20 protein-coding genes, 1 pseudogene and 1 riboswitch are annotated in these 23772 nt (G+C 36.1%); of the genes and pseudogenes, 14 read left to right on the top strand and 7 right to left on the bottom strand.

Annotation, left to right across the window (positions count from 1 at the left end; translation table 11 throughout):
- Positions 1-148 precede the first annotated feature (148 nt).
- Positions 149-337, top strand: coding sequence for a YqzE family protein (locus D9782_RS17045; protein WP_026681136.1), 189 nt, complete (start codon positions 149-151; stop codon positions 335-337).
- Between the two features lie 11 nt (positions 338-348).
- Here the strand turns inward: D9782_RS17045 and D9782_RS17040 are convergent, their stop codons facing one another.
- Both D9782_RS17040 and D9782_RS17035 read right to left on the bottom strand, forming a co-directional pair.
- The gene (locus tag D9782_RS17040; protein ID WP_026681135.1) at positions 349-1128 is read right to left on the bottom strand and encodes a YqhG family protein; all 780 of its coding nucleotides are present in this window, start codon (positions 1126-1128) and stop codon (positions 349-351) included.
- Entirely contained in the window at positions 1115-2776 is a 1662-nt protein-coding gene (locus D9782_RS17035) for a DEAD/DEAH box helicase (protein ID WP_121605252.1), read from the bottom strand. Before D9782_RS17035 ends, D9782_RS17040 begins: the two co-directional genes overlap by 14 nt.
- Before the next feature lie 142 nt (positions 2777-2918).
- Positions 2919-3027, top strand: a riboswitch (glycine riboswitch).
- Between the two features lie 185 nt (positions 3028-3212).
- Here D9782_RS17035 and gcvT point away from each other — a divergent pair.
- From gcvT to gcvPB, 3 genes are read left to right on the top strand one after another with little or no spacing between them, the layout of a single operon-like run.
- Positions 3213-4328, top strand: coding sequence for a glycine cleavage system aminomethyltransferase GcvT (gene gcvT / locus D9782_RS17030; protein WP_121605251.1), 1116 nt, complete (start codon positions 3213-3215; stop codon positions 4326-4328).
- 11 nt (positions 4329-4339) lie between these two features.
- Positions 4340-5689 carry an aminomethyl-transferring glycine dehydrogenase subunit GcvPA gene (gene gcvPA, locus D9782_RS17025; RefSeq protein ID WP_121605250.1) on the top strand — a complete coding sequence of 450 codons (1350 nt, stop codon included), beginning with the start codon at positions 4340-4342 and terminating at the stop codon, positions 5687-5689.
- Entirely contained in the window at positions 5682-7148 is a 1467-nt protein-coding gene (gene gcvPB / locus D9782_RS17020) for an aminomethyl-transferring glycine dehydrogenase subunit GcvPB (RefSeq protein ID WP_026681131.1), read from the top strand. The genes gcvPA and gcvPB overlap by 8 nt, the downstream gene beginning before the upstream one ends.
- A gap of 113 nt (positions 7149-7261) precedes the next feature.
- Here the strand turns inward: gcvPB and D9782_RS17015 are convergent, their stop codons facing one another.
- Positions 7262-7627 carry a rhodanese-like domain-containing protein gene (locus D9782_RS17015; RefSeq protein ID WP_026681130.1) on the bottom strand — a complete coding sequence of 122 codons (366 nt, stop codon included), beginning with the start codon at positions 7625-7627 and terminating at the stop codon, positions 7262-7264.
- A gap of 396 nt (positions 7628-8023) precedes the next feature.
- Here D9782_RS17015 and mntR point away from each other — a divergent pair, with 396 nt between their 5' ends.
- On the top strand, positions 8024-8446 hold the full coding sequence (gene mntR / locus D9782_RS17010) for a transcriptional regulator MntR (protein WP_026681129.1): 423 nt from the start codon (positions 8024-8026) through the stop codon (positions 8444-8446).
- Between the two features lie 126 nt (positions 8447-8572).
- Here the strand turns inward: mntR and D9782_RS23990 are convergent.
- Positions 8573-10049, bottom strand: a pseudogene (locus tag D9782_RS23990) (IS3 family transposase).
- A gap of 882 nt (positions 10050-10931) precedes the next feature.
- Between D9782_RS23990 and D9782_RS16985 the strand changes: the two are divergent.
- Positions 10932-11825, top strand: a complete 894-nt coding sequence (locus D9782_RS16985; RefSeq protein ID WP_121605245.1) for a patatin-like phospholipase family protein — start codon at positions 10932-10934, stop codon at positions 11823-11825.
- A gap of 41 nt (positions 11826-11866) precedes the next feature.
- On the opposite strand, the gene D9782_RS16980 is transcribed toward D9782_RS16985, so the two are convergent.
- Positions 11867-12247, bottom strand: a complete 381-nt coding sequence (locus D9782_RS16980; RefSeq protein WP_026681127.1) for an SA1362 family protein — start codon at positions 12245-12247, stop codon at positions 11867-11869.
- Positions 12248-12546: 299 nt separating this feature from the next.
- On the opposite strand from D9782_RS16980, the gene D9782_RS16975 reads away from it, so the two are divergent.
- From D9782_RS16975 to D9782_RS23035, 4 genes are all read left to right on the top strand, one after another.
- Positions 12547-13056, top strand: a complete 510-nt coding sequence (locus D9782_RS16975) for a YqhR family membrane protein (protein WP_026681126.1) — start codon at positions 12547-12549, stop codon at positions 13054-13056.
- A gap of 89 nt (positions 13057-13145) precedes the next feature.
- Positions 13146-14207 (top strand): M24 family metallopeptidase, encoded by a 1062-nt coding sequence (locus tag D9782_RS16970; protein WP_121605244.1) that lies wholly within the window; start codon positions 13146-13148, stop codon positions 14205-14207.
- A 15-nt stretch (positions 14208-14222) separates the two neighbouring features.
- Positions 14223-14780, top strand: coding sequence for an elongation factor P (gene efp, locus D9782_RS16965; protein ID WP_026681124.1), 558 nt, complete (start codon positions 14223-14225; stop codon positions 14778-14780).
- Between the two features lie 427 nt (positions 14781-15207).
- Positions 15208-15345: a hypothetical protein gene (locus tag D9782_RS23035; protein WP_162986423.1), complete on the top strand. Its 138-nt coding sequence runs from the start codon at positions 15208-15210 to the stop codon at positions 15343-15345.
- A gap of 237 nt (positions 15346-15582) precedes the next feature.
- Here the strand turns inward: D9782_RS23035 and D9782_RS16960 are convergent, their stop codons facing one another.
- Positions 15583-16347: a class I SAM-dependent methyltransferase gene (locus tag D9782_RS16960; protein WP_026680832.1), complete on the bottom strand. Its 765-nt coding sequence runs from the start codon at positions 16345-16347 to the stop codon at positions 15583-15585.
- 158 nt (positions 16348-16505) lie between these two features.
- Between D9782_RS16960 and D9782_RS16955 the strand changes: the two genes are divergently transcribed.
- Positions 16506-17366, top strand: coding sequence for a LysR family transcriptional regulator (locus D9782_RS16955; RefSeq protein WP_026680833.1), 861 nt, complete (start codon positions 16506-16508; stop codon positions 17364-17366).
- A 62-nt stretch (positions 17367-17428) separates the two neighbouring features.
- Positions 17429-17848 (top strand): organic hydroperoxide resistance protein, encoded by a 420-nt coding sequence (locus D9782_RS16950; protein ID WP_026680834.1) that lies wholly within the window; start codon positions 17429-17431, stop codon positions 17846-17848.
- Between the two features lie 411 nt (positions 17849-18259).
- On the opposite strand, the gene D9782_RS16945 is transcribed toward D9782_RS16950, so the two are convergent.
- Positions 18260-19963 (bottom strand): Rqc2 family fibronectin-binding protein, encoded by a 1704-nt coding sequence (locus D9782_RS16945; RefSeq protein ID WP_026680835.1) that lies wholly within the window; start codon positions 19961-19963, stop codon positions 18260-18262.
- 121 nt (positions 19964-20084) lie between these two features.
- Here D9782_RS16945 and D9782_RS16940 point away from each other — a divergent pair, with 121 nt between their 5' ends.
- Both D9782_RS16940 and D9782_RS16935 read left to right on the top strand, forming a co-directional pair.
- Positions 20085-22739, top strand: coding sequence for a calcium-translocating P-type ATPase, SERCA-type (locus D9782_RS16940; protein WP_026680836.1), 2655 nt, complete (start codon positions 20085-20087; stop codon positions 22737-22739).
- A gap of 140 nt (positions 22740-22879) precedes the next feature.
- Positions 22880-23767 carry a YicC/YloC family endoribonuclease gene (locus D9782_RS16935; protein WP_121605243.1) on the top strand — a complete coding sequence of 296 codons (888 nt, stop codon included), beginning with the start codon at positions 22880-22882 and terminating at the stop codon, positions 23765-23767.
- Positions 23768-23772: the final 5 nt, after the last annotated feature.

The following is a 23772-nucleotide window of genomic DNA, read 5'->3' as shown; positions in this document are numbered from 1 at the left end:
TCACCTCCTCTTGAATTCACAGTTAAGTAATTGATTCGACAATTATCTCGTATATCCTTCTTTTTTTTACTGTTTTTTATTTTTCTAAGAATATTGATAAATGGATTGGAAAAACTAAAAGTACCTACATCTATGAAGGGAAGGTTATATGTCAACGAAAGATTATGTTAAATTTGTAACAGAACAAGTAGTGACGTATATGGATACGCCCGCTACGGAGAGAAAGAAACGAAAAATGAAACCGCAAAGTTATGACCCTATATATGGAAACCGTTGGTTAGGCGTCATTCCATTTGCTCTTCGAATTATGGTAAAGAAAAGAAATAAGCAGGCGTAACCTGAGCCTGCTTACACTATTTCAGAAGTTAAATAAAATAGACCTCCATTTATAACCTGATATGTGATTCTTGGCTGATACCTTTCATTAATTTCCTTTATTTCTTTTTCCATTTGCTCATTATCGTTATCGGATGTATAAAAATATTTTAGTAATTCTATTTCTGTTTGCAACTCCTCCAAAGCTTCGGAAGCCCACTCATGGTTTTGATTCTCTATATACTGATCAACAACTGCTTCTATTCTTCGATATCCACTCTTTAATTTAACAAGTGGTGATAGCGTATAACAAAAATCAGAAATAGTTGTATGCAATGGGATTGAATCTAATATCTTCATCATATCCGACTTCATCGTTCCATTAATTAGGTTTAATCCAATGGAGAAAAGCTCATCTCTTTTATACTTTCCTCTATAACTTACTTTAATGTTTGTTACTAACCAAGGGTAAAGAGCTGTATTTACCGTTGGATTAACTTTTTGGAATAATTTGGTATATTTCTCTTGCTGTTGTAAATAACCAATGATTTGTTGCAATCTTGGACTACCAAAATGAATCCATTCTCCTTCATCGTCACGTTTATTTGGATTCGTTATTAACGTTAATTGCATTGGTTCACCAGAGTGTCCCATTTTCTTCATGTAATGCCAATAGAACGGTCGATTCATCAAAGCTCGGTCCATTTCTTCTGTTAGTTGTATGGTTAGAACACCATCCTGATCGAGGAGTAGTGAGCAATGATGGGCAGTGAAAAAAGATTTTAAGAAGTTATTTAAGTCAGGTATTGCCATAATATTGTTCCTCCTCATAGTTAGTATCATGGGTTTGCTGGATTATTGCTGAAAGATTATTTAGCTTAACCTTAGCCTCTCCAGTTGTTGTTGACTCAGAATAAATTTCCTGTAATTCATGCTCAATGTCAGGTATAGCCAGTTCAGCCAAAATATCATCTAAGTGTCCAATTACTTGCTCAAAAAGATTTATTTTTTCATATAAAAGTTTCATAATATGCTCTTCAACCGTATCCTTAAGTGCAAAATTATAAATATGCACATCTTTATTCTGACCATATCTATGAATTCGGCCAATACGTTGCTCTAGTCGCATTGGGTTCCATGGTAGGTCGTAATTTATCATATAGTTACAAAATTGTAGGTTAATTCCTTCTCCTCCTGCTTCCGTAGCAATTAATACTTGTGCATGGTCCCGAAAAAGTTGTCGCATCCAATCTTTTTTCCCACGTTTAAATCCTCCTCTAAAAGGTACAGAGGAAATACCATTCTGTTGTAAATACCATTGTAAATAAAGTTGAGTTGCTCGGTACTCGGTAAAGATAATTATTTTTTCATTGCCGATTTCCTTTATAAGTTCAACAGCTTTTTCGGCCTTCTTATGGTTTGGTAGTTGTTCAATTGCCTCTGTTATCCGTTGAAAACCTTCTAGGTCAGGTTGTTCCGCTAGCATTTTCTTTAAGGATAAATAACAGGCCTCCCTTGAAGAACAGAATTCTCGAAGGAACGTAATTTTTGAAAAGGAAGGGAGGTATACCGAACTATCTTCCAGACTTTCATACACCTCTTTTTCCTCTTTTGAGAATTCGGCCCAAATCGTTTCGATATTTCGTTTGATTTGATTTAATCCAGTGTCCTTACGCGTGTTTCTAACCATTACTTTTTGAACAAGCTGCTTTAAATACATGTCCTGTTTCATATTTTTGCGATCTTTACCATAGCTCTTTAAGAACGTATCGTAATTACCTAAATGACCCGGTTTTAAAATGGAGACAAGGTTAAATATTTCTACAAGTTGATTTTGTACAGGTGTGGCAGTAAGTAATAGACAATATTTTTTCTTCAAAGAACGTACGAAGGCAAAATTCTTAGTTTTATGGTTCTTTAATTTATGCGCTTCATCTACCAGAACAAAATCATAGTCTAAATTTAATATAGTATCCCGATGTGGAGACCTTTTTGCAGTATCCATAGAAGAAATGATAATGTTCCCTTGTTCCCAGCTCATATTCTTACGATAAGCAACTGCTGGTATGTAGAACTTTTCATTTAATTCCTTTTCCCATTGGTTCACTAATGAAGCGGGGACAAGAATTAATGCTTTGTTAACTAGTCCACGTATCATGTACTCTTTTAAAATAAGGCCTGCTTCAATTGTTTTACCTAATCCCACTTCATCAGCTAAAATTGCACGGCCATTCATTTGTTCAATTACTTGTTCTGCAGAGCTTATTTGATGGTTTAAAAAATCTACATGTGGCAAAAACTCCAGTGCACGTAATCCTTTAAAGCTTGGGGTCATTGTCGTTTTCTCTGCGTGAAAAGCCATGGAGAAAAGCTCCCATGAGGAAATAGGTTCATTCATTTCTAACCGATTTTCAAGTTCATTAATAAATGTTGAATCTTTCTCTATGTGAATGGATTTCATCATATACTTCCTTTTTACTAAGATTATTTAGAATAGCTATTTTATCTTTTTTAATATGTGATATAATAATTCACAGTAAAATAGATTTTTCATTGGTATTGTTACATAGTATAACCAACTCTACATTTTTTCATAAAAGCGAATGAATACAAGGGGAGAGCTTACAAAGAGGGGAAAGGTTATTTCTTCTATGTAACGCCGAAGGAGCAAGCCGAAGCGAATCTCTCAGGCAAAAAGACTCTTGTAGGACGCAACTCTGGAGAGTGTTTACCAGTATACCTGTGTAAACCACCCACGAAGCAAGTACGAACTATTCTACGAATTCGTATGCAACTTTCTGGTAGAAGGACAGAGATTTCATTGTAATACAATGAAATCTCTATTTTTTTGAAATTTGAAATTACAGACTATTATGATTGCTAAGGGAGTGGAGGGAATGAGTGAGTTAAAACGAACACCGTTGTTTTCGGCATATGAGAAATATGGTGCGAAGACAATTGATTTTGGTGGATGGGATTTACCGGTACAATTTACAGGTATTAAGCATGAGCATGAAGCTACAAGAACAAAGGCTGGATTATTTGACGTTTCCCATATGGGAGAGATTACGGTAAAAGGTCCAAAAAGCTTAGATTTTCTACAGAAAATGGTTACAAACGATGTTGGCAAATTAACACCTAATCGAGCTCAATATACCCTTATGTGTTATGAGGATGGCGGAACTGTGGATGATTTCCTTATTTATATGCTTGATGAGGATGATTATTTACTTGTTGTAAACGCTGCAAATACAGATAAAGATTACCAATGGTTAGTAAGTCATAATACATTTAGTGATTCCGAAATAACGATTGAAGATGTTTCCAATGAGATTGTTCAGCTAGCATTACAAGGACCATATGCTGAAGAAATTCTGCAAACGGTAACGGAAACGGATCTATCCGATATTCGTTTTTTCCGATTTCAACAAGCTGTTCAGCTAGGGCAATTAAATGATATTGCGCTCGTCTCACGTACAGGTTATACCGGCGAAGATGGATTTGAAATTTATATCTCTGCTAAAAGTGGTATTGCACTGTGGGAGCTGATTCTTCAAGCTGGTAAAAATAAAGGACTTGAACCAATTGGGCTAGGTGCAAGAGATACGTTACGCTTTGAAGCTAATCTACCTTTATATGGACAAGAAATTTCAAAAGAAATTAGTCCAATAGAAGCGGGTCTTTCTTTTGCGGTAAAGGTGAATAAGCAAGCAGATTTTATTGGAAAACAAGCTTTGCGGTACCAAGTTGAAAATGGAGTAGAGCGAAAGCTAGTAGGTATTGAGATGGTGGATAAGGGAATTCCACGAACAGGCTATGAAATTTATCATAATGATGACTATGCAGGATTTGTCACTTCTGGAACACAAGCTCCTACACTGCAAAAAAATATCGGTCTAGCACTTATTCGAACAGAACTAGCAAATGAGGGTGTGGAATTAACCGTACAGGTAAGAAAAAGAAAATTGTTGGCGAAGGTTGTAAAAACGCCATTTTATAAAAGAGAAAAATAGGGGGAAACAAGATGGAATTTCGTTATTTGCCTATGACAGATGGAGATAAGCAAGAAATGTTAAATACCATTGGAATTGATAGTACGGAAGAACTTTTTTCTGATATACCAGAGAATGTTCGCTTCAATAACGAATTAAACTTAAAGAAGCCTGCGAATGAATATAAGCTTAAAAAAGAACTTGCAGATATGGCAGCTAAAAACGCCAATTTAAAACAAAACCGTTCGTTTCTAGGAGCTGGTGTCTATGATCATTTTATTCCTTCCGTCGTTGATCATGTGATCTCAAGATCAGAGTTCTATACCGCTTACACTCCTTATCAGCCAGAAATATCACAGGGTGAGCTACAAGCAATTTTTGAATTCCAAACGATGATTTCTGAACTTACAGGAATGCCTGTAGCTAACTCTTCTATGTATGATGGGGGTACTTCTTTAGCCGAAGCTGTTAATCTAAGTGCTGCACAAACGAAAAGAAAAAAAATCCTTGTGTCTAAAGCTGTTCATCCACAAAGTCGTGCGGTTATCGAAACATATGCTAAGGGTCCCGGATTAGAAATTGTAGAAATTGACTTACAGGATGGGAAAACGGATGTCAATCAATTAAGCGATGCGATAGATGACGAGACAGCAAGTATTGTTGTGCAATACCCTAATTTCCTTGGGCAACTTGAGCCAATGGAGGAAATTCAAACATTGTTAGAATCGAAAAAGAAGACAATGTTTATCGTTTCAAGTAATCCGCTTGCTTTAGGCTACTTGACTCCTCCCGCAGCGTTTGGTGCTGACATTGTTGTAGGAGATACACAGGTGTTTGGTATACCTGCACAATTTGGCGGACCTCATTGTGGTTATTTTGCTACTACCAAAAAATTAATGCGAAAAGTACCTGGTCGATTAGTTGGTCAAACAACAGATGAAGACGGCGTTAGAGGGTTTGTCCTTACCCTACAGGCAAGAGAGCAACATATTCGCAGAGACAAGGCTACTTCTAATATTTGCTCCAATCAAGCACTAAATGCATTAGCTAGCTCAGTGGCAATGAGTTCCATTGGCAAGCATGGGTTACGTAAAATGGCGGCTATTAATATGAAAAAAGCTCGTTACGCCAAACAAGTACTGCAGCAAGCAGGAGTCACTGTTGCCTATGAGGGTGCGTTTTTCAATGAATTCGTAGTAAAATTAAATAAGCCAGCAGCTAGTATAAATGATCGCCTCTTGGAAAAAGGATTTATTGGTGGTTATGATCTTGAAAAAGATTATCCTGGATTAACAGGATATATGCTAGTAGCTGTTACAGAAATACGTACGAAAGAAGAGATTGACCAGTTTGCAAAAGAATTGAGGGATATCAATGGCTAATCAGGATTTTCCACTTATATTTGAACGTAGTAAACTAGGCAGAACGAGCTACAGTCTACCAGAATTGGATGTGCCAGATGTTGATTTGAATGCAGAGTTAGGTAATAAATACATCCGTACAGAAGCTCCGGAATTACCGGAGGTAAGTGAATTAGATATAATGAGACATTACACGGGGCTATCCAATCGTAATTATGGTGTTGATTCAGGATTTTATCCTCTAGGATCTTGTACAATGAAATATAATCCAAAAATAAATGAAGATGTGGCCAGAATGGATGGATTCAGTCATATACATCCTGATCAGCCAGAAAAAAGTGTTCAGGGTGCAATGGAGATGATGTATGATCTACAGAGTGCCTTACGAGAAATTACTGGAATGCATGAAGTCTCCTTACAATCAGCAGCTGGAGCACATGGAGAGTGGACTGCTTTAATGATGATCCGTGCATTTCATGAGGCAAATGGGGATACCGAGCGTACTAAAGTCATTGTACCAGATTCTGCACACGGTACTAACCCAGCGTCAGCTACAGTTGCAGGTTTTGAAGCTGTAACGGTTAAATCGAATGAAAAAGGGCTAGTAGACTTAGAAGATTTAAAACGGGTTGTAGGAGAAGATACTGCGGCTCTCATGTTAACAAATCCGAATACATTAGGACTATTTGAGACAGAAATTGTGGAGATGGCTAAAATCGTTCATGATGCTGGAGGGAAGCTCTATTATGATGGAGCAAACCTTAATGCAATTATGGGTTACGCTCGTCCTGGTGACATGGGATTTGACGCAGTCCATTTAAATCTTCATAAAACCTTTACAGGACCTCATGGTGGTGGTGGACCAGGTTCAGGACCGGTTGGTGTCTCAGCCGAATTACAACCTTTCTTGCCAAAGCCATTACTAATTAAAAAAGAAGATCAATTTGTTTTTGATTATGATCGTCCGCAATCAATTGGTAGAGTCAAGCCTTATTATGGTAATTTTGGGATTAACTTAAGAGCTTATACGTATATTCGAACAATGGGAGCAGAGGGGCTGAAGAAAGCAAGTGAATACGCTGTCCTTAATGCAAATTATATGATGCGAAAATTAGAAAAAGAATACGACCTTCCATTTAAACAACATTGTAAGCATGAATTTGTTCTATCAGGAAAGCATCAGAAAAAATTGGGTGTCCGCACCTTAGATATTGCTAAGCGATTGTTGGATTATGGTTATCATCCGCCTACCATTTATTTTCCATTAAATGTAGAAGAGGCATTAATGGTAGAGCCAACAGAAACGGAATCAAAAGAAACATTGGATGGATTTATTGATACAATGCTAACGATAGCTGATGAAGCAAGGAATGAACCAGAATTGGTTCAAGATGCTCCACATCAGACAATTGTCAAGCGTATGGATGAAACTACTGCTGCGCGCAAACCGATTTTAAGATATGAAGCTAATTCAGAGTAATGTTATAGAAATAAGTACTGTACGTGTACAACGAATAAATATGTTTAACATAAAACCAGCCTTTTGGAACAAAGGCTGGTTTTATGTATCTTCATAATCGTTTGGATCAGTAATTACTTTATTTTACCAGTCCATTTTTTAAAGCCACCTTTTAAAACATTAATATCTTCGTAGCCTTTTTTATGCAAAAGCTGTGCCGCTCTGGCTGCGCGTGATCCACTCTGACAATAAAGATATACTGGTTTATCTTTTCGCATTTCAATTAAGCGCTGGCGCATTTGTGTGACTGGTATATTTCTAGCACCAAGAATATGACCACGTTTAAATTCTTGTGGTTCGCGTACATCTATAAGTTGCGCTTTGCGGTAACCTTCACGGAATTGTTCTTCGGTTAATGTTTTTAAGTACATTCGCTGTCTAAAGAAACGAAATACACCGAATGCGATAAGAACAACGATGAATATTACTAATAATTCCATTCTTTTTCCCCCGTCTATCACATTTATCCCACATATAACTGGCAATAAGCCCCCATTTCAAGCAATAAAGTGAAACTGTTATTGGTCAGTGAGGGATCGACTGCCAGTAAATGTCCGATTAGATCAACTAACAATCAGTGGGGGAATAAACAAGCCTCCCACTGATTGAAGTTTCCCTTTATACATCCTCTATTATAGTTTGTATACCAATATTTTTCAAAAGTTATTCTTTGTAAATTGCCTAAATGACGAAGAAAAAAATAGAAAAGCTTACTGTTAGGAATTTTATGGAAAAATTCATGATAACGCTTGTTTAACTTTCTTATTTCCTGTATCCTATATATAGAAACAGTTTTGCGCTAGACTAAAAATTATTCTTGGAAGTGAGGAAAATTAATGCCTACTCCTAGTATGGAAGATTATATTGAACAAATTTATAACTTAATGGAATCAAAAGGATATGCAAGGGTATCGGACATTGCAGAAGCACTTGAAGTTCATCCTTCTTCCGTCACAAAAATGGTACAAAAATTAGATAAAGACGAATACTTAAACTATGAAAAATATAGAGGTTTTATTTTAACTCCAAAGGGAAAAAAAGTTGGAGAACGACTCGTCTTTCGTCATGAATTATTGGAAGAGTTTCTAGAAATTATTGGTGTAGAACACGATAATATATACGATGATGTTGAAGGTATAGAACATCATTTAAGCTGGAATTCGATTGACCGAATTGGCGATGTGGTTAATTATTTTAAGCACGATGGAGCAAGAGTGGAAGAACTTAAAAAAATGCATCGAGAAGCAGAGGAACAATAGCTCAGAACAGCAAAGACTGAGACAAAAGTATTTGATTTATAGATCATGAGTCTGAGACAAAAGAATGAAGAAACAATAAAATGAAGTGCCCCCTGTCAAGTAGACAGTGGAAATAATAAAACTGACTTAAGCGGTTTTAGCTCTAAATTCGATAGGGCTAAGGCCGTTTAATCGTTTTTATATCTATCATAATTATAGAAATGTATATAGTTCTCTATGGATGCAGATAATTCTTCAAAGGACTCATATTTATTTAAATAATACTTCTCGCTTTTCAGTGTTCCCCAAAAAGATTCCATCGGTCCATTATCAATACATCGTCCGACTCGTGACATACTTTGCTTCATGTTTGCGGCATCTATCTTTTGCTTAAACATTTTAGATGTATACGGATACCCCGATCACTATGAATAAGCGGGCGATCTCCATCTAGAAGCTCGATAGCTTGATCAAGCGTTTTAAATACAAGTTGATTGTTATTGGAATTCCCTAAAACGTAACTAACGATAGAACCGTCATATAAATCGAGATTAGCGCTTAAATAAGCTTTCTTTGCGTTACCATATTTAAATTCTGTTACATCTGTTACCCATTTTTCATTGGGGTTATTCGCCGTGAATTCACGGTTCAATATATTCTCAGAGATATGTTGAGGGAGTGTGCGTTTATGCCATTTTTTCTTTCTTCGAATGACAGATTGTATACCGGCTATTTTCATCAATCTATAAATACGTTTGTGATTGAAGGTCTACCATCTCTTGCATAATCGCTTTATTCTGGAGTTCCTGTGCTGAAGGCTTTCGTTTCAGCCACTTATAGTAAGCTGGCCGATGAACAGCTGCAATATCACAAAGTAATCGAATACGTAGGTTTTCTTTTTCATTTACTTTCTGAATGGCAACATACCTGTCTTCAAATCGTACGGTACTTAATTTCGCCTCCTTTCGATCTCCTCTAACTTTTTTAAAAACAAATTCTCCGCACGTAAACGTTCATTCTCTTTTTCAATTCGACGCATCTCTAGCTTCAGCTTTTCTTCAGCTGTTAATTCTTCTACCCCTTTGGAGCGACCTCGACCATCTTTTAATGCATCCCAGCCATCAGCTTCATATTTTCGCACCTATTGATATACTTGTTGATATGATACGTGATACTGTGCTGTTTGTTGATAATTCTTATCATTCCCTAACGCAGCTTGTACGATTTCTATTCGTTCTTTCCACGTTCTTTTTCTTCCTTTAGTCATAGCGTTTACTCTCCCTTTTCTTGCATCCTTTAACTCTCTATGACCATTATACTTCTTTATCCAATCCGAAAGCACGGATTTACTGGAGATATGATACTTTCTTAAGACATCGCGCATAGAATACGTTCCTGAAATATAATCCTTAACTGCAGCTGCCTTTATTTCATTAGGATAACGTCTAAACGTTTTTGAGTACTTTAAACCAAGGATCCCATCTTTTTCAAAATTCTCTACCCACCTATAAACTGTAGACATATTAACTTGATATTTTGCGGATAACTGGCTATGTGTTAAACCATTCTTAAAAGCCATCAATACTTCATATTTCCATTCTACTGAATATGATTTGTGAGTCATAAAAACTCCCCTTAATGTAGAAGCAGATTTTTATTTTTTAATCTGTCTACCTTAAGGGGAGCATATCAGAAATTAATTATCATTCGTTTTTTTGATTGGAATCATTCATTTAGTACCTGAAATAAACGAGACTCAGGTGGGAACAGCACGAGTTCGAAGATCCACTTGGTAACGTGTTTTTCTTTACCAAGTTAGCTGAGGCCGTGCCCGAGGAAAGCGCGTATATTTTCACGGTGCGGCGATGATACTCCTGTTGATAACATGATTATTCGTATTTTGAGTAAAGAAGTTGTGTTTTATCCCAGCCCTCTATTTGTTTACTTCAAACAGGTTTTCCCATCTCTTCACCAAAATACTACACTTCCTTGGAAAGCAATGATCACTTTCCTGCGGGATCTTCAGCTCGTACTTTTGCAGCAAGATAAGGAAGAGTTCGGAAGCGATTCATCGTTCGCAGAAAAGCCTCTTTCTTTTTCAAGGAGTCTACATATTTTGACTACGCTGCGTATCAACAATTATCCCACATATAACTGGTAAGACCCGCACTTCAAGAATAAAGTGAAATCAATATGGATAAGTGAACGGGGGTTCGACTATCAATACATGTCCGATTGGTTCAAAGCCCTTGGTGTCATACCTTTGTGGTACTGACATCAATGGGGGATAAATAAAACCCCACTAATTGAACTTTCACTTTTGGGTTAACTATTTTGATTTCATCTTGGACTCATTTTTATAAAGTCTTTCATTTATCAGTTCTAATTTGTTTTCTTTGTGCTTAAAGATATATAAAGTGTGTTTTACTAGCTTAAATAATGGTATTAATGTTATTGCATGTAAAACAATCACAAGGTTTTGAAAACGGATTAGAGGAGACAACATATGAAAATAGATGGTGTTTTTTCTGGCGGAGGTGTAAAAGCATATGCATTTGTTGGCGCGTTAAAGCGTGTAGAAGAACATGGGCTGATACTTGAACGTGTTGCAGGGACTTCTGCAGGAGCAATTGTAGCATCATTACTTGCTGCAGAATATACCGCTTCTGATATTCAAAACATGTTAGATGAGTTGGATTTGCAGAAGCTTATTGACCCTCCAGCTCTTACAAAGGTTTTGCCATTTACGAAATGGGCTTTTTTATATTTTCAATTAGGAATTAATAAAGGGAATAAGCTTGAACGTTGGGTATATGATAAACTAGCACGAAAAGACATTTACACATTTAAAGATATAAATTCGAGTTACTTAAAAGTTGTGGTAAGTGATATATCTTTAGGAAGGCTGGTCGTTATTCCGGATGATTTAGAAAGGATTTACGACATTAATCCTGAAACGTTCCCAGTTGCTAAAGCAGTGAGAATGAGCGCTGGATTTCCTTATTTCTTTATACCTAAGAAATTATCGAGTAGTAAAAATAAGAAGAGTATCATAATCGATGGAGGACTACTAAGTAATTTCCCTCTATGGGTATTTGAGGATAGAGATAAGAAGATAAGTAGACCAATTTTAGGAATGAAATTGAGTGAATCTACGCTAAATAATATAGCGCCTAGGAAGATAAATAATGCATTAGATATGTTCCATGCATTGTTTGTAACAATGAAAGAAGCTCATGATTCACGATATATTTCAAAGTCACAAAAAAACAATATTATTTTTATTCCCATCAAGAATGTTGGTAGTATAAATTTTGATATTCGTGAAGAAACAAAAGAACAATTGATGGATACAGGATATCGTAGTGCTAAGAAATTTTTAGAACATTGGCCAAGATAATAAGTTTGCAACACAGTTACATACTAAGACCGCGCTTTGAATTAAAAAGAAGCGCGGTCTTTTCGTTTGGCTTTATTACCTTCAATCACACGTAGATGAGTTGCGCGTTTATTGCGTTTCTTTCGTGGTTGAATAGATTGCTGTGTTTTCCCAGCAGAAACAGGATTTTTTCTTGGTTGTGTATGGTCATATTTTGCTTTGGATTGTTTTACAGCTTGTTTATATTTTTTCATTTCGTTAGATGTTGCTCTCTTTCTAAGAAAAACAAAATAAAAAACAGCAAATATAGCAAGACCTATACCCAGTGAAATAAAAAGATTACTAAAAAAGTTTGTCGTATTTGTAAACAACTGTGATATTAGACCAATAGCTGCTAGACCTATAATGATGTAAACAGGGATGGATAATCTTGTACGTTTCATTGTGTGTGTCCTCCTTCATTATTCCAATAATTGACTTGTATAAACTCTATACCACTTTCTCATCATGGTATATCATTTTTTACATACATTTTTCAAAGAATTACATGGTTACTAACTTTGAAATGCTAACTTACTATAAATTCTTTCCGGATTCATGTAAATTATTCTAAGCTTTTCTTTTTATTTTACTGGAATTAAGCTTGGTTAACTAGATTAAAATTGGAAATTATTAAGTAAAGCGATGGTTTATAGGATTGGTTTACAAGCAATTGGTCATAATATGGAATGGAGGTGGTATTATGAGTGAGCAAAATCAACAACTTGAACAGAATAAACAGGAAACGCCAATGACAATTTTATCAAGGTCACTACTTACAGGATTTATTGGTGGATTGTTATGGAGTACATTCGGAACAGTTCTTTATTATTTTAATTTTTCCGAAGTAGCTCCGAAATCATTTGTATTAAGCTCTTGGTTTCATGCGGAGTGGATCGATACATGGCTTGGTAATGTTGTAACAATCTTTTTAATTGGCCTTCTATCCTTATTAACGGCACTTATTTATTTTGGGTTATTCAAGAAGATTAATTCCATTTGGGTAGGTGTGGCTTACGGTTTTTTATTATGGGTATTGATCTACTATATCATGAATCCAATCTTCTCAACAGTTCCAAAGGTAGCTGATTTGAATATGAATACCATCGTAACAACAATATGTGTTTTTATTTTATATGGTACGTTTATTGGATATTCCATTTCCTATGATTATCACGATTTTCACAGGGCTGATGATAATAAGAACTCATAATACTCATTGTGTTATTCAAAAGAAGCGCTTTATGATAAACTGAATACATCCATATATGCTATAGATAATAATTAGAAAGGGATGAGTTTATGGAGAAACTAACTAAACTTAAGGCTGCTTTTGAATCAAATCAAGTAGATGGAATTTTAATTACGAGTGCGATAAATAGACGTTATATTTCTGGTTTTACAGGTACGGCTGGAGTAGCTTTAATTAGTAGCAATGATGCACGATTTATAACAGATTTTCGATACACAGAACAAGCCAGTACACAAGCAAAAGCATTTAAAGTAGTTGAACATAAGCAGGGTATTGATTTAGAGATTAATGATCAGTTAAAAGAAATGGGAATTAAACGACTTGGTTTCGAAAAGGATCATGTGACGTTTAGCCAATATGAACAATATAAAAATACGTTAGATGTTGAATTAGTTCCAGTCAGTGGTATCATAGAAGAGCTGCGATTAATTAAGACAAGTGATGAGTTAGAAATCATGAAAAAAGCTGCAAAGATCGCTGATGATGCATTCGAACATATTCAATCTTATATTAAGCCAGGTGTTAAAGAAATTGATATCTCTAATGAATTAGAATTTTTTATGCGTAAGCAGGGTGCTACGTCATCCAGCTTTGACATTATTGTTGCTTCTGGAGAACGTTCTGCATTACCTCATGGTGTAGCTTCAAACAAGGAGATACAATCAGGTGAACTTGTTACATTAGATTATGGAGCATTATATCAAGGCTATTGCTCAGACATTACAAGAACGGTTGCTGTTGGAGAAATTAATGAACAACTTGCATCTATTTATCAGATTGTGTTAGAAGCACAACTTAGAGGGGTTACTAGCATAAAGCCAGGTATTACGGGAATCGAAGCAGATGCTGCTACTAGAGATTATATTACAGAACAAGGTTATGGTAAGTACTTTGGACATTCAACTGGTCATGGATTAGGACTTGAGGTACATGAAGGTCCAGGACTTTCTTTTAAGTCAGAAAAGAAATTGGAGCCTGGAATGGTAGTAACAGTAGAACCGGGAATATATGTACCTTCAGTTGGTGGATGTAGAATCGAGGATGACATTGTGGTTACAGAAACAGGAAATGAAAGATTAACATTTGCAGCAAAAGAATTAATTCAGTTGTAACGGGAGGAATACTAGATGATTTCAGTTAATGATTTTAAGACAGGTTTGACTATTGAGGTGGATAATGGGATTTGGCAGGTGATCGAATTCCAACATGTAAAGCCAGGGAAGGGGGCAGCTTTTGTTCGTTCTAAACTACGTAATTTACGTAATGGAAGCATTCAAGAGAAGACTTTTCGTGCCGGTGAAAAAGTAGGGAAAGCACACATAGAAACGAAAAAAATGCAGTATTTATATGCTTCTGGAGATTCTCATGCCTTCATGGATACAAATACGTATGAACAAATCGAGCTCTCGTCAAGTCAAATTGAATATGAATTAAAATTTATGAAAGAGAACATGGAAGTATCTGTCATTACCTATGAAGGCGAAATCCTAGGAGTAGAACTTCCTAACAACGTAGAATTAGAGGTTACGGAAACAGAACCAGGAATTAAAGGTGACACTGCAAGTGGCGGATCGAAGCCAGCCACACTCGAAACTGGACATATTGTTCAAGTGCCATTTTTCATAAACCAGGGTGATGTCCTGATAATTAATACGTCTGATGGAAAGTATGTTTCTAGAGCCTAATATATCGACTTCACTTACATAACAGTCCTTTAAGGGCTGTTTTTTTAATAAGTTAAGAAAATATAAAATCAGTGCAATGACTGCGTTAAGCCAAGTAGTTATTTTGAAATGTTTGATGTATATTGGCAATGCTCCGACTAATTACTTCGCTTTCCGTGGGCACGGCCTCAACTAACTTTGCAAAGAAGAACACGTTGCAAAGTGGATTTTCGGCTCGCGCTAATCCCGCAGGAGTCTACGTAATTAGTCTCCGCTATGAGAAGGTGCAACAATTCTTGTCATAAGTAATAGGTTGACTTTTTTTACAATGGGTAAAGTGAAAATCGCTATCCGTGAGTATAAAAGTAGCTGTGTTACTTCATGCTAGCGTTGTAAGGCCGGCCACTTCAACTCCTGTGGGAATTGTTTGACCTGAAGATCCACTTTTTTGAGCGGGTTTTGCTCAAAAAAGTTAGCTGAAGGACAAACCCCACGGAAAGGGAAGTGGGCAGCCGGAGTGTTGGTCAAGCAAAGTAGCTATTATTCCATAATAGCTACTAGAGGAAGCGTAAATCTGAGCATTTAGTGATAAGGACTGAGCGAATTTTGCTCAGTTTTTCCTATAGGGTTAGGTTGTATAATCGTTGCTGGGATCTTTTGTTATTATAAAATTAAAAGTATGAGTCTACCGCTTGAACTAAGGCTTCATACGTGTGGTAATCTAGTAACATATAAGATTAGAGCTTACAAGATAAATGAAATGAACTATTTTTATTGGTACTTCTGTTTGTATTTCTCTTTGATACGTAAATAATTATCTTAATCATTTATTTTCTATTAATGCGAACCACTCATCAATAAAAAAACGCTGCACGGATCCTTGATCTAACTGAATCTTATAATACGCTTTTATCTGCTCATCTGCCTCTTTAATAAAATGATAGACTTTTTGTTTATCTTCTGGATGATCCAAGGTTCGATTTATCCACTCGGTATATGACAACTCTTTCTTCCGTACGTTTTCTTTTACGGTGTGTAATCCATAGCTGTCTAACAGCTGTTTCCATTCGAAGATAGGCAAGCATCGTACATGACTAAAATCACGCATACCTTCTAATTGATTGATGAAATTAGCATAGACAGATTGTCTTGGTGCAATATTATCAATAAATAAAAATGTACCATTTGTCTTTAATACACGCTTTACTTCTTGAATGAATTTTTCAGGGTGAGGAAAATGGTGAGCAGCAGTCCTACAGGTAATAATATCAAATGTGTTATTCAAAAACGGTAAGCTTTCTGCATCCGCAAGAATGTAATCAATGTTATGAATATCTTGAAGGTAATTTTTCGTGTTTTCTAGCATTTCTTTCGTTAAGTCCGTTGCATATACCCTCTCAACGAAAGGGGATAACTGTTTTGCTACATGACCACCACCGGTAGCAATATCCAGCAGTTTCATACTTGTTTCCAGCTCTAGCCAATCCTTCATTAAGGATAAATCACTTCCCCGTGCATGTGTAGCACTTGTAATATATGCTTGTTTGTTTTTAGCAAAAGATTTTTTTACATTTTCTTTTTCTCTCATACGCTCATCTCCTCATTGATCTGGAAAATATCTGCCAGTGAATGTTGATTGGCTGAATAGATTATTACTTTATCACTAATAGCATATGTATTATAATGCAATAAGTAAAATACTTAAATATAATTAAAATGAATAATTATTAGTTATAGGGGGATATAATGAAAATCGATGATTATGAATTATTATTAAAATTGCATGAGATAGGGACAATTAGAGGTACTGCAAAAGCAGTTCTGATCTCACAGCCAGCGGTAACACAACGATTGAAATACATTGAGGAATATTTTGGACATATCATCTTTATCCGAACACCGAAACGGCTAATTCCAACCCCAGAAGGCGAGATAATTCTAGAACATGCTAAAACAGTTATGGCAGGAGAAAGAGCAGTAAAAAATAAATTAGCACAATCAAGTGAGGAAGTTCAAGGCACGCTTTCCATTGCCTGTTCTTCACTGATTAGTCAACGATATCTTCCAGCTATATTGGGTAAATTCACGTCGCTCTATCCTAAGGTAGCAATTGATTTAGTGACAGGAATTAGCGAAGACATTAAGCGTCATCATAAGAATTATCATGTGTGTATTATTCGTGGCGAGAAATTAAAGGAAAGTACATGTATCCGCTTATTTGATGATCCGCTTTATATATTTGATACAGAACCATTTCCTACAGATGCATTAAAAGAGCGCCCGCTTATTTCTTTTAAGTCGGATGACAGTATGCATGAATTGGTTGATAATTGGTTATATGTACAACAGGATAAAATTAAACCAGTTAAAACCATAACAGTGGATCAAATTGAAACATGTAAACAATTTATGAAACAAGGACTAGGAATGGCTGTACTACCTGAAAGTGTTTCTGACTCGATGCGAGATGAATATCCAAACATAGCATTAAAATTAGATGGAGAGGCTGTTTCTAGACATACGTGGGTTTGCTTTCAAGATGGGGTACGCGAGCTCCCGCAGGTGGATCATTTTATTGATGAATTGGTAGAACTATTAACACTTTAATGTTTTATTCACGGTAAAAAAAGGTATACCTTAACTAGAATAGAAAAAGGAGTGGTTATGCTATGAGTAATGTTATTTTTACTTCGAAAGCGACAGCAAAAAATGGACGAGACGGTCATGTGAAATCAGATGATGAACTTATTGACCTTAAGCTTGTCAATCCAGCTACGAATAAAAAGGATACGGGTTCTAACCCTGAGCAACTGTTTGCCGCTGCTTACTCATCCTGCTTTGACGGGGCTTTAAATCTAGTTGCCTCCAAAGAAAAAAAGAAAATAGATTCAGAAACAACAGCCGCAGTTAGTTTATTGAAAGATCCGGAAGATAATGGCTTTAAAATTGCAGTAGAATTAACAATTAAAATACAAGGTGTCGATCAGCAAGAAGCTGAAGAGCTTGCAAAGAAGGCGCATCAGGTATGCCCGTATTCAAAAGCTACGAGAGGGAACATTGATGTGACATTACAGCCGCAAGCAGTATAAAAACAATGAAAAGCGAGCTTAAACTTCTCCCTTCTGAGTGCGAAAAACCAATAGGACCGAAAGTTAATAAAAAGGGTGGGATGTTGGAGGAGAGTGCTTTCGAAAACGGTGCTTTTTAAGAGAATGGTGATTCTTCATATACTATTGGGCAGGAGGTCTTACGAAGGATTATTTCCCACAAGCGTCTTTTAATTTGTCGTCATAGGAATAGAGATACCAAAACTGCAACATCGTTTAGAACTAAAATGCCGAACGAATTGGTACCTCCCCCCCGGAAGTTAGAGTGAAAAATATCCGGGGGGATAGCACCCATCCTTTTGAAGGATAGTTCGGCTTTTAGTTTTATAACCTACTTATATTCAGTTCCTTTTAATTATAGCTAACTAGAGAGTTTCGCTATAAATAGGTGACTTATTTTAATTTTTGAATAAGGCTATTACTAGGTGTAACAAACAACGTTTTTTGATTCTCATAAGTTACATAACCGGGCTTTGCCCCATTTGGTTTCTTTACATGACGTACCTTTGTGTAGTCTACAGGCACGGAAGAAGATTGGCGAGATTTACTAAAATAAGCTGCCAGCTGAGCCGCTTCCATTAGAGTTTCGTCACTAGGCTGTTTGTCTCTTATAATGACGTGCGATCCAGGTATATCCTTTGTGTGTAGCCATATTTCATCTCGAGCTGCAAGTTTCATTGTTAAATACTCATTTTGTTTATTATTTTTTCCAACAAGTATTACGGTACCATCAGATGCAGTATATTGTTCCGGTACTGGCTTTTCAGCTTTATTACGCTTTTTCTTTTTCTTCGGTTGTTTTTTGAGATACCCTTCTTCTCTAAGTTCGTCACGAATTTCTTCAATATCAGAACTACTTGCAGATTCAACCTGCTGTTGCAATTGCTCCATATAAGCAATTTCATCCTTCGTTTTTTCAATTTCTATTGTAACGATGCGCTCAGACTTCTTTAATTTTTGATACGTCTTGTAGTAGCTTTGAGCATTTTCACTTGGAGTTTTGTTCGGATTTAATTCAATCGTCAATTCTTTTTGCTCTGGGTCATAGTAGTCAGTCACTGTGACGCTTTGATCACCTGTTGAAATTAAATGTAGGTGTGCCGTTAGTAATTCACCAAGCTTTTGATAATGATCTTTATTTCGGGCCTTCTTTACTGTTTGCTCATGTTTCTTTAATTTTCTCCTGTTCTTTTCTTTTTCGTTTTTAAGAAAGCGATATAAATCTTTAGCTTGTTGTTTAACACGATCGCGTTCCGCTTTTCCAGAATAAAATTGATCTAGCATTTGATTTGTAGTACTAAAATGAATCTGATCACCAGTAAAGTTAGCTAATGGTATAACATGAAAGTCCTCTTTCTTATCATTATATATGGTAGGTCTAAAATTAGATTGAACTATTTGTTTTTGTATTTCATCAAAGACCTTCTGATATGCTTCGATAGATCCAAGCTCTGCTCTTTGAACCATTTCCCTTGCTATAAAAGGTGAGAAACCAACAAGGCTTTGAACAATTTGATTATTGAGCTTACCGGCATTAAAATCAAGCCTTTTAATAAATTGCTCAGAATCTATGGTTAGTGCATTGAGTTTATTTTGCTCGGGTGGAAGCTGATATAGGTGACCAGGTAATAACGTGCGGTGACGATTTTGTGACATAGATATATGTTTAAAACTATCGATAATTTGATTTTCTTCGTCATCAACTAATGTAATATTACTGTGTTTCCCCATTAATTCAATAATAAGTGCTTTGCTTGTTAAATCTCCAATTTCATTTCTTGTTTTTATCGTTAATTGAACAATTCGCTCCATTCCATACTGCTCTATATTTTCTATAATTGCACCTGATAGATGTTTTCGTAATACCATACAAAACATAGGAGGTTCTTTTGGATTTGCAAAACTGTCATTCGTTAAGTGAAATCTAGCATACGTTGGATGAATGGAAAGTAATAAAGTCATGTTTTTTCCTTTACTACGTATGGTAAACAATAATTCACTATCCGTAGGCTGATAAATTTTTGTTATTTTACCAGGAATCATTTCGTTTTTTAATTCTTCTGTTACTGCATGTGTTACGATTCCGTCAAATGGCATATGATCACCTCAAGCGCAATTATAGCATTTTTTAGGACAAGTCTGCATACATATCCCTTAAGGAGCTTTAGATTAAAGGAATACGGTGAGGAACAAGCGCTATAATTTGGAGGAATGCAGGATGAATTGGTATCAATTGGATGTAGAAAATGTAGAAAGAAAATTGCATGTAGCAGCAAATAGAGGATTAAATGAAAAGCAAGTGGAAAAACGAAGGAAGCAATATGGAGCAAATGAATTGGAAGCTCAAAGGAAGACGTCCAAGTGGTTAATATTTTTAAAGCAATTTCAAGATTTTATGGTCCTTGTTTTATTAGCTGCAACATTAGTTGCCGGACTTCTTGGAGAGTATATAGATGCGATAGCAATTATGATTATCGTACTTGTTAATGGATGTATAGGCTATTTTCAGGAACAGAAGGCAGAAAAATCTCTAGAAAAATTAAAAGAACTATCTGCACCGATGGCCAACGTATTACGAAATCAAAAATGGAGTAAGATTCCTTCTAAACAAGTAGTTGTTGGAGATGTTGTCAGAGTCGCAAGTGGAGATCGTATTCCAGCAGATATCCGCATTGTCCAATCAAGCAGCTTAGAAACAGAGGAATCTGCTTTAACAGGTGAATCGTTACCTGTTATGAAGCACGCTACTGCAATTAGAAAAGATAAACTAGATGCCCAGGATCAAGTGAATATGGGGTTTATGGGTACGCTAGTTACAAGAGGTTCAGGAGTTGGAATTGTTGTTGGGACAGGCATGGATACAGTAATGGGGCAAATTGCTTCATTAATGGTAAATACAAAGAAAGTGATGACTCCCCTGGAAAGAAAACTTTCTGAATTAGGAAAAATATTAATTATTGTTGCATTATTTTTAACCGCATTGGTCGTTGTCTTAGGTGTGATGCAAGGACATCCTGTCTACTCCATGTTTCTTGCTGGCGTATCGTTAGCGGTGGCTGCCATTCCTGAAGGATTACCGGCTATTGTTACCGTTGCTTTATCTTTAGGGGTACAGCGAATGATTCGGAAAAAAGCAATTGTTAGAAAATTATCCGCGGTTGAGACACTGGGGTGCGCATCTGTAATTTGTTCTGATAAAACAGGGACGATGACGGAAAACCAAATGACAGTTAAAGAATTATATCTAAACGGGAAGCAACTTTATGTAACTGGTGATGGATATGATATAAGAGGAGATTTCTTTCTAACAAAAGCAAAACTTGATAAAAATTTTCCTAACTTAGAGACGATGTTATTATACGGAATGCTATGTAACCAAGCATCTATTATTGTTAAAAAAGGGAAGCATTATATAGATGGTGATCCAACAGATGGTGCATTACTTGTTGTTGCACGGAAAATGGGATTGACAGTATCTACTGCGGAATCGTATCGAATTATAAAAGAGTTACCCTTCGATTCAGATAGAAAAAGAATGAGTGTAGTTATTGAAGACAGTAATCAACGCCGTTTTCTTATTACAAAAGGTGCGCCTGATGTGCTGCTGCCACGATCGATGTATCATATGGACGAGGATGGAAGACAATTACTGAGAGAAGAAAATAAACAGCAAATTGAGCAAGCAATTAGTGATATGGCAGAAAAAGCTCTAAGGACATTAGCCATTGCTGTTAAGCCCTTATCCAAGCATGACGATCTAGAATCAGCCGTTTTAGAAAAAGAGCTGACTTTTATTGGTTTATATGGAATGATTGATCCCCCAAGAAAAGAAGTGAAATCAGCCATCGAAGAGTGTCGCAATGCAGGAATTAAAACTGTTATGATAACTGGCGATCATGTGAAGACAGCTAAAGCTATTGCTGATAATTTACAAGTACTACCGGAAAATGGGAGAGTGTTAGAAGGACAGCAATTGAATGAAATGTCAACAGATGAGTTAGAAGAAATGATTGATGATACGTATGTATTTGCCAGGGTGACACCTGAGCATAAACTTCGAATTGTTCATGCCTTTCAGGAACGTGGTCATGTCGTGGCAATGACTGGTGATGGAGTAAATGATGCACCTGCGATTAAAGCAAGTAATATCGGCATAAGTATGGGATTAAGTGGTACAGATGTTACCAAAGAGGCTTCTTCCCTAATTTTAATGGATGATAATTTTGCAACGATTAAATCAGCAATACAAGAAGGACGAAATATCTATGAGAATATTCGTAAGTTTATTCGTTATCTTTTAGCATCCAATGTCGGTGAGATATTGGTAATGTTATTTGCGATGCTCCTTTCACTACCGCTTCCTTTAGTACCTGTTCAAATCTTATGGGTTAACCTTGTAACGGATGGCCTGCCAGCAATGGCACTAGGACTTGATAAGGCAGAGGGAGATGTGATGAAAAAGAGGCCAAGAAGCCTTTCAGAAGGTGTGTTTTCTCGTGGTCTAGGTTATAAAATTATAAGCAGGGGAATATTAATCGGTATTGTTACACTTCTTGCATTTATGTTAACCTATCAAGATAACCCAAATAATTTAATATATGCGCAGACTATTGCATTCACTACATTAGTAATGGCCCAATTAATTCATGTTTTTGATTGTAGAAGTGAACATTCGATATTTTCAAGAAACCCTTTTGAGAATATGTATCTTGTATTGGCTGTAATTTCTTCCATGTTGCTTCTCCTTATAGTAATTTATTGGCAACCATTACAGCCAATCTTCCATACTACCGCATTAAGTGTGAGAGATTGGATGTTTGTAAGTGTATTTAGTGCATTACCTACGGTGCTGTTTGGTTTTTCAAAAAAATAATGGACGTCCAGCTTAATGGTTAACCTGTCTATGGATTGCTTGAAATAGCAAATAGGCGGGTTTTCCTATGGGGTGATAAAAACGTTACACTTTTCTTTTTAAGTGAAATCATCGTATAATTAGCTTGTGGAGTGATTTTGATGGGAAAGAGTATGACTGGATATGGAAGAACGGATATACAAATGGATGATACGAAAATAACAATAGAAATGAAAAGTGTGAATCATCGTTTTTTGGATGTAAATATGAAAATACCTTTATCATTTATGTATTTAGAAGAGCGATTGAAGAAGATAGTACAATCGTATTTTCAAAGAGGTAAGATTGACATTTATGTTCGAGTTGATGGAAAAGGTTTTACTAGCAGAAAATTAGAAACAGATTGGCATTTAATGGATCAGTATATGAGTGAAATCAAAGAAATAAAAATGCGCTATCAATTGTCTGGAGATGTATCAACAGCAATTATTCCTGCGCTTAATGAAATATTTACAGTACAGGAGTTAGAAAGTCAGTCAAACCAATTTAAAGACCAACTTATCGACGGACTTAAAGAAGCTTGTAGACAGGTGGTTGACATGCGAGAGGAGGAAGGAAATCATTTAATTCATGATTTGCAGGAACGAATACATAGATTAAATCTGCTCATTAATCAGGTGAAAAACAGACGAACGTTTGTTGTTGATGAATATCGGGAGCGAATTAAAGATCGGGTAAATCAGCATTTAACTGAAGATATGGATTTGAATGCTTCTAGAATCTATCAAGAAATTGTCCTGCTCGCAGAGAAAGGTGACATCGCTGAAGAGATAACCAGACTAATAAGCCATACATCGCATTTTATGCGGACAATTGAATCAGAAAGTGGTGATTCGATTGGTAGACGATTAGATTTTATCACACAAGAAATGCACCGCGAAGCAAATACAATTGGTTCAAAATCAACAGACTCAACTATTAGTGAGTATACGGTAGCAATAAAGAGTGAAGTCGAAAAAATAAAAGAACAAGTGCAAAATATCGAATAATATTT

Origin of the sequence: Virgibacillus sp. Bac332, from assembly GCF_003667785.1 — a bacterium.
Taxonomy (GTDB): domain Bacteria; phylum Bacillota; class Bacilli; order Bacillales; family Amphibacillaceae; genus Virgibacillus; species Virgibacillus salarius.
Note: the sequence above shows the minus strand (reverse complement) of the source record. Positions and strands in the feature narration are given on the sequence as shown.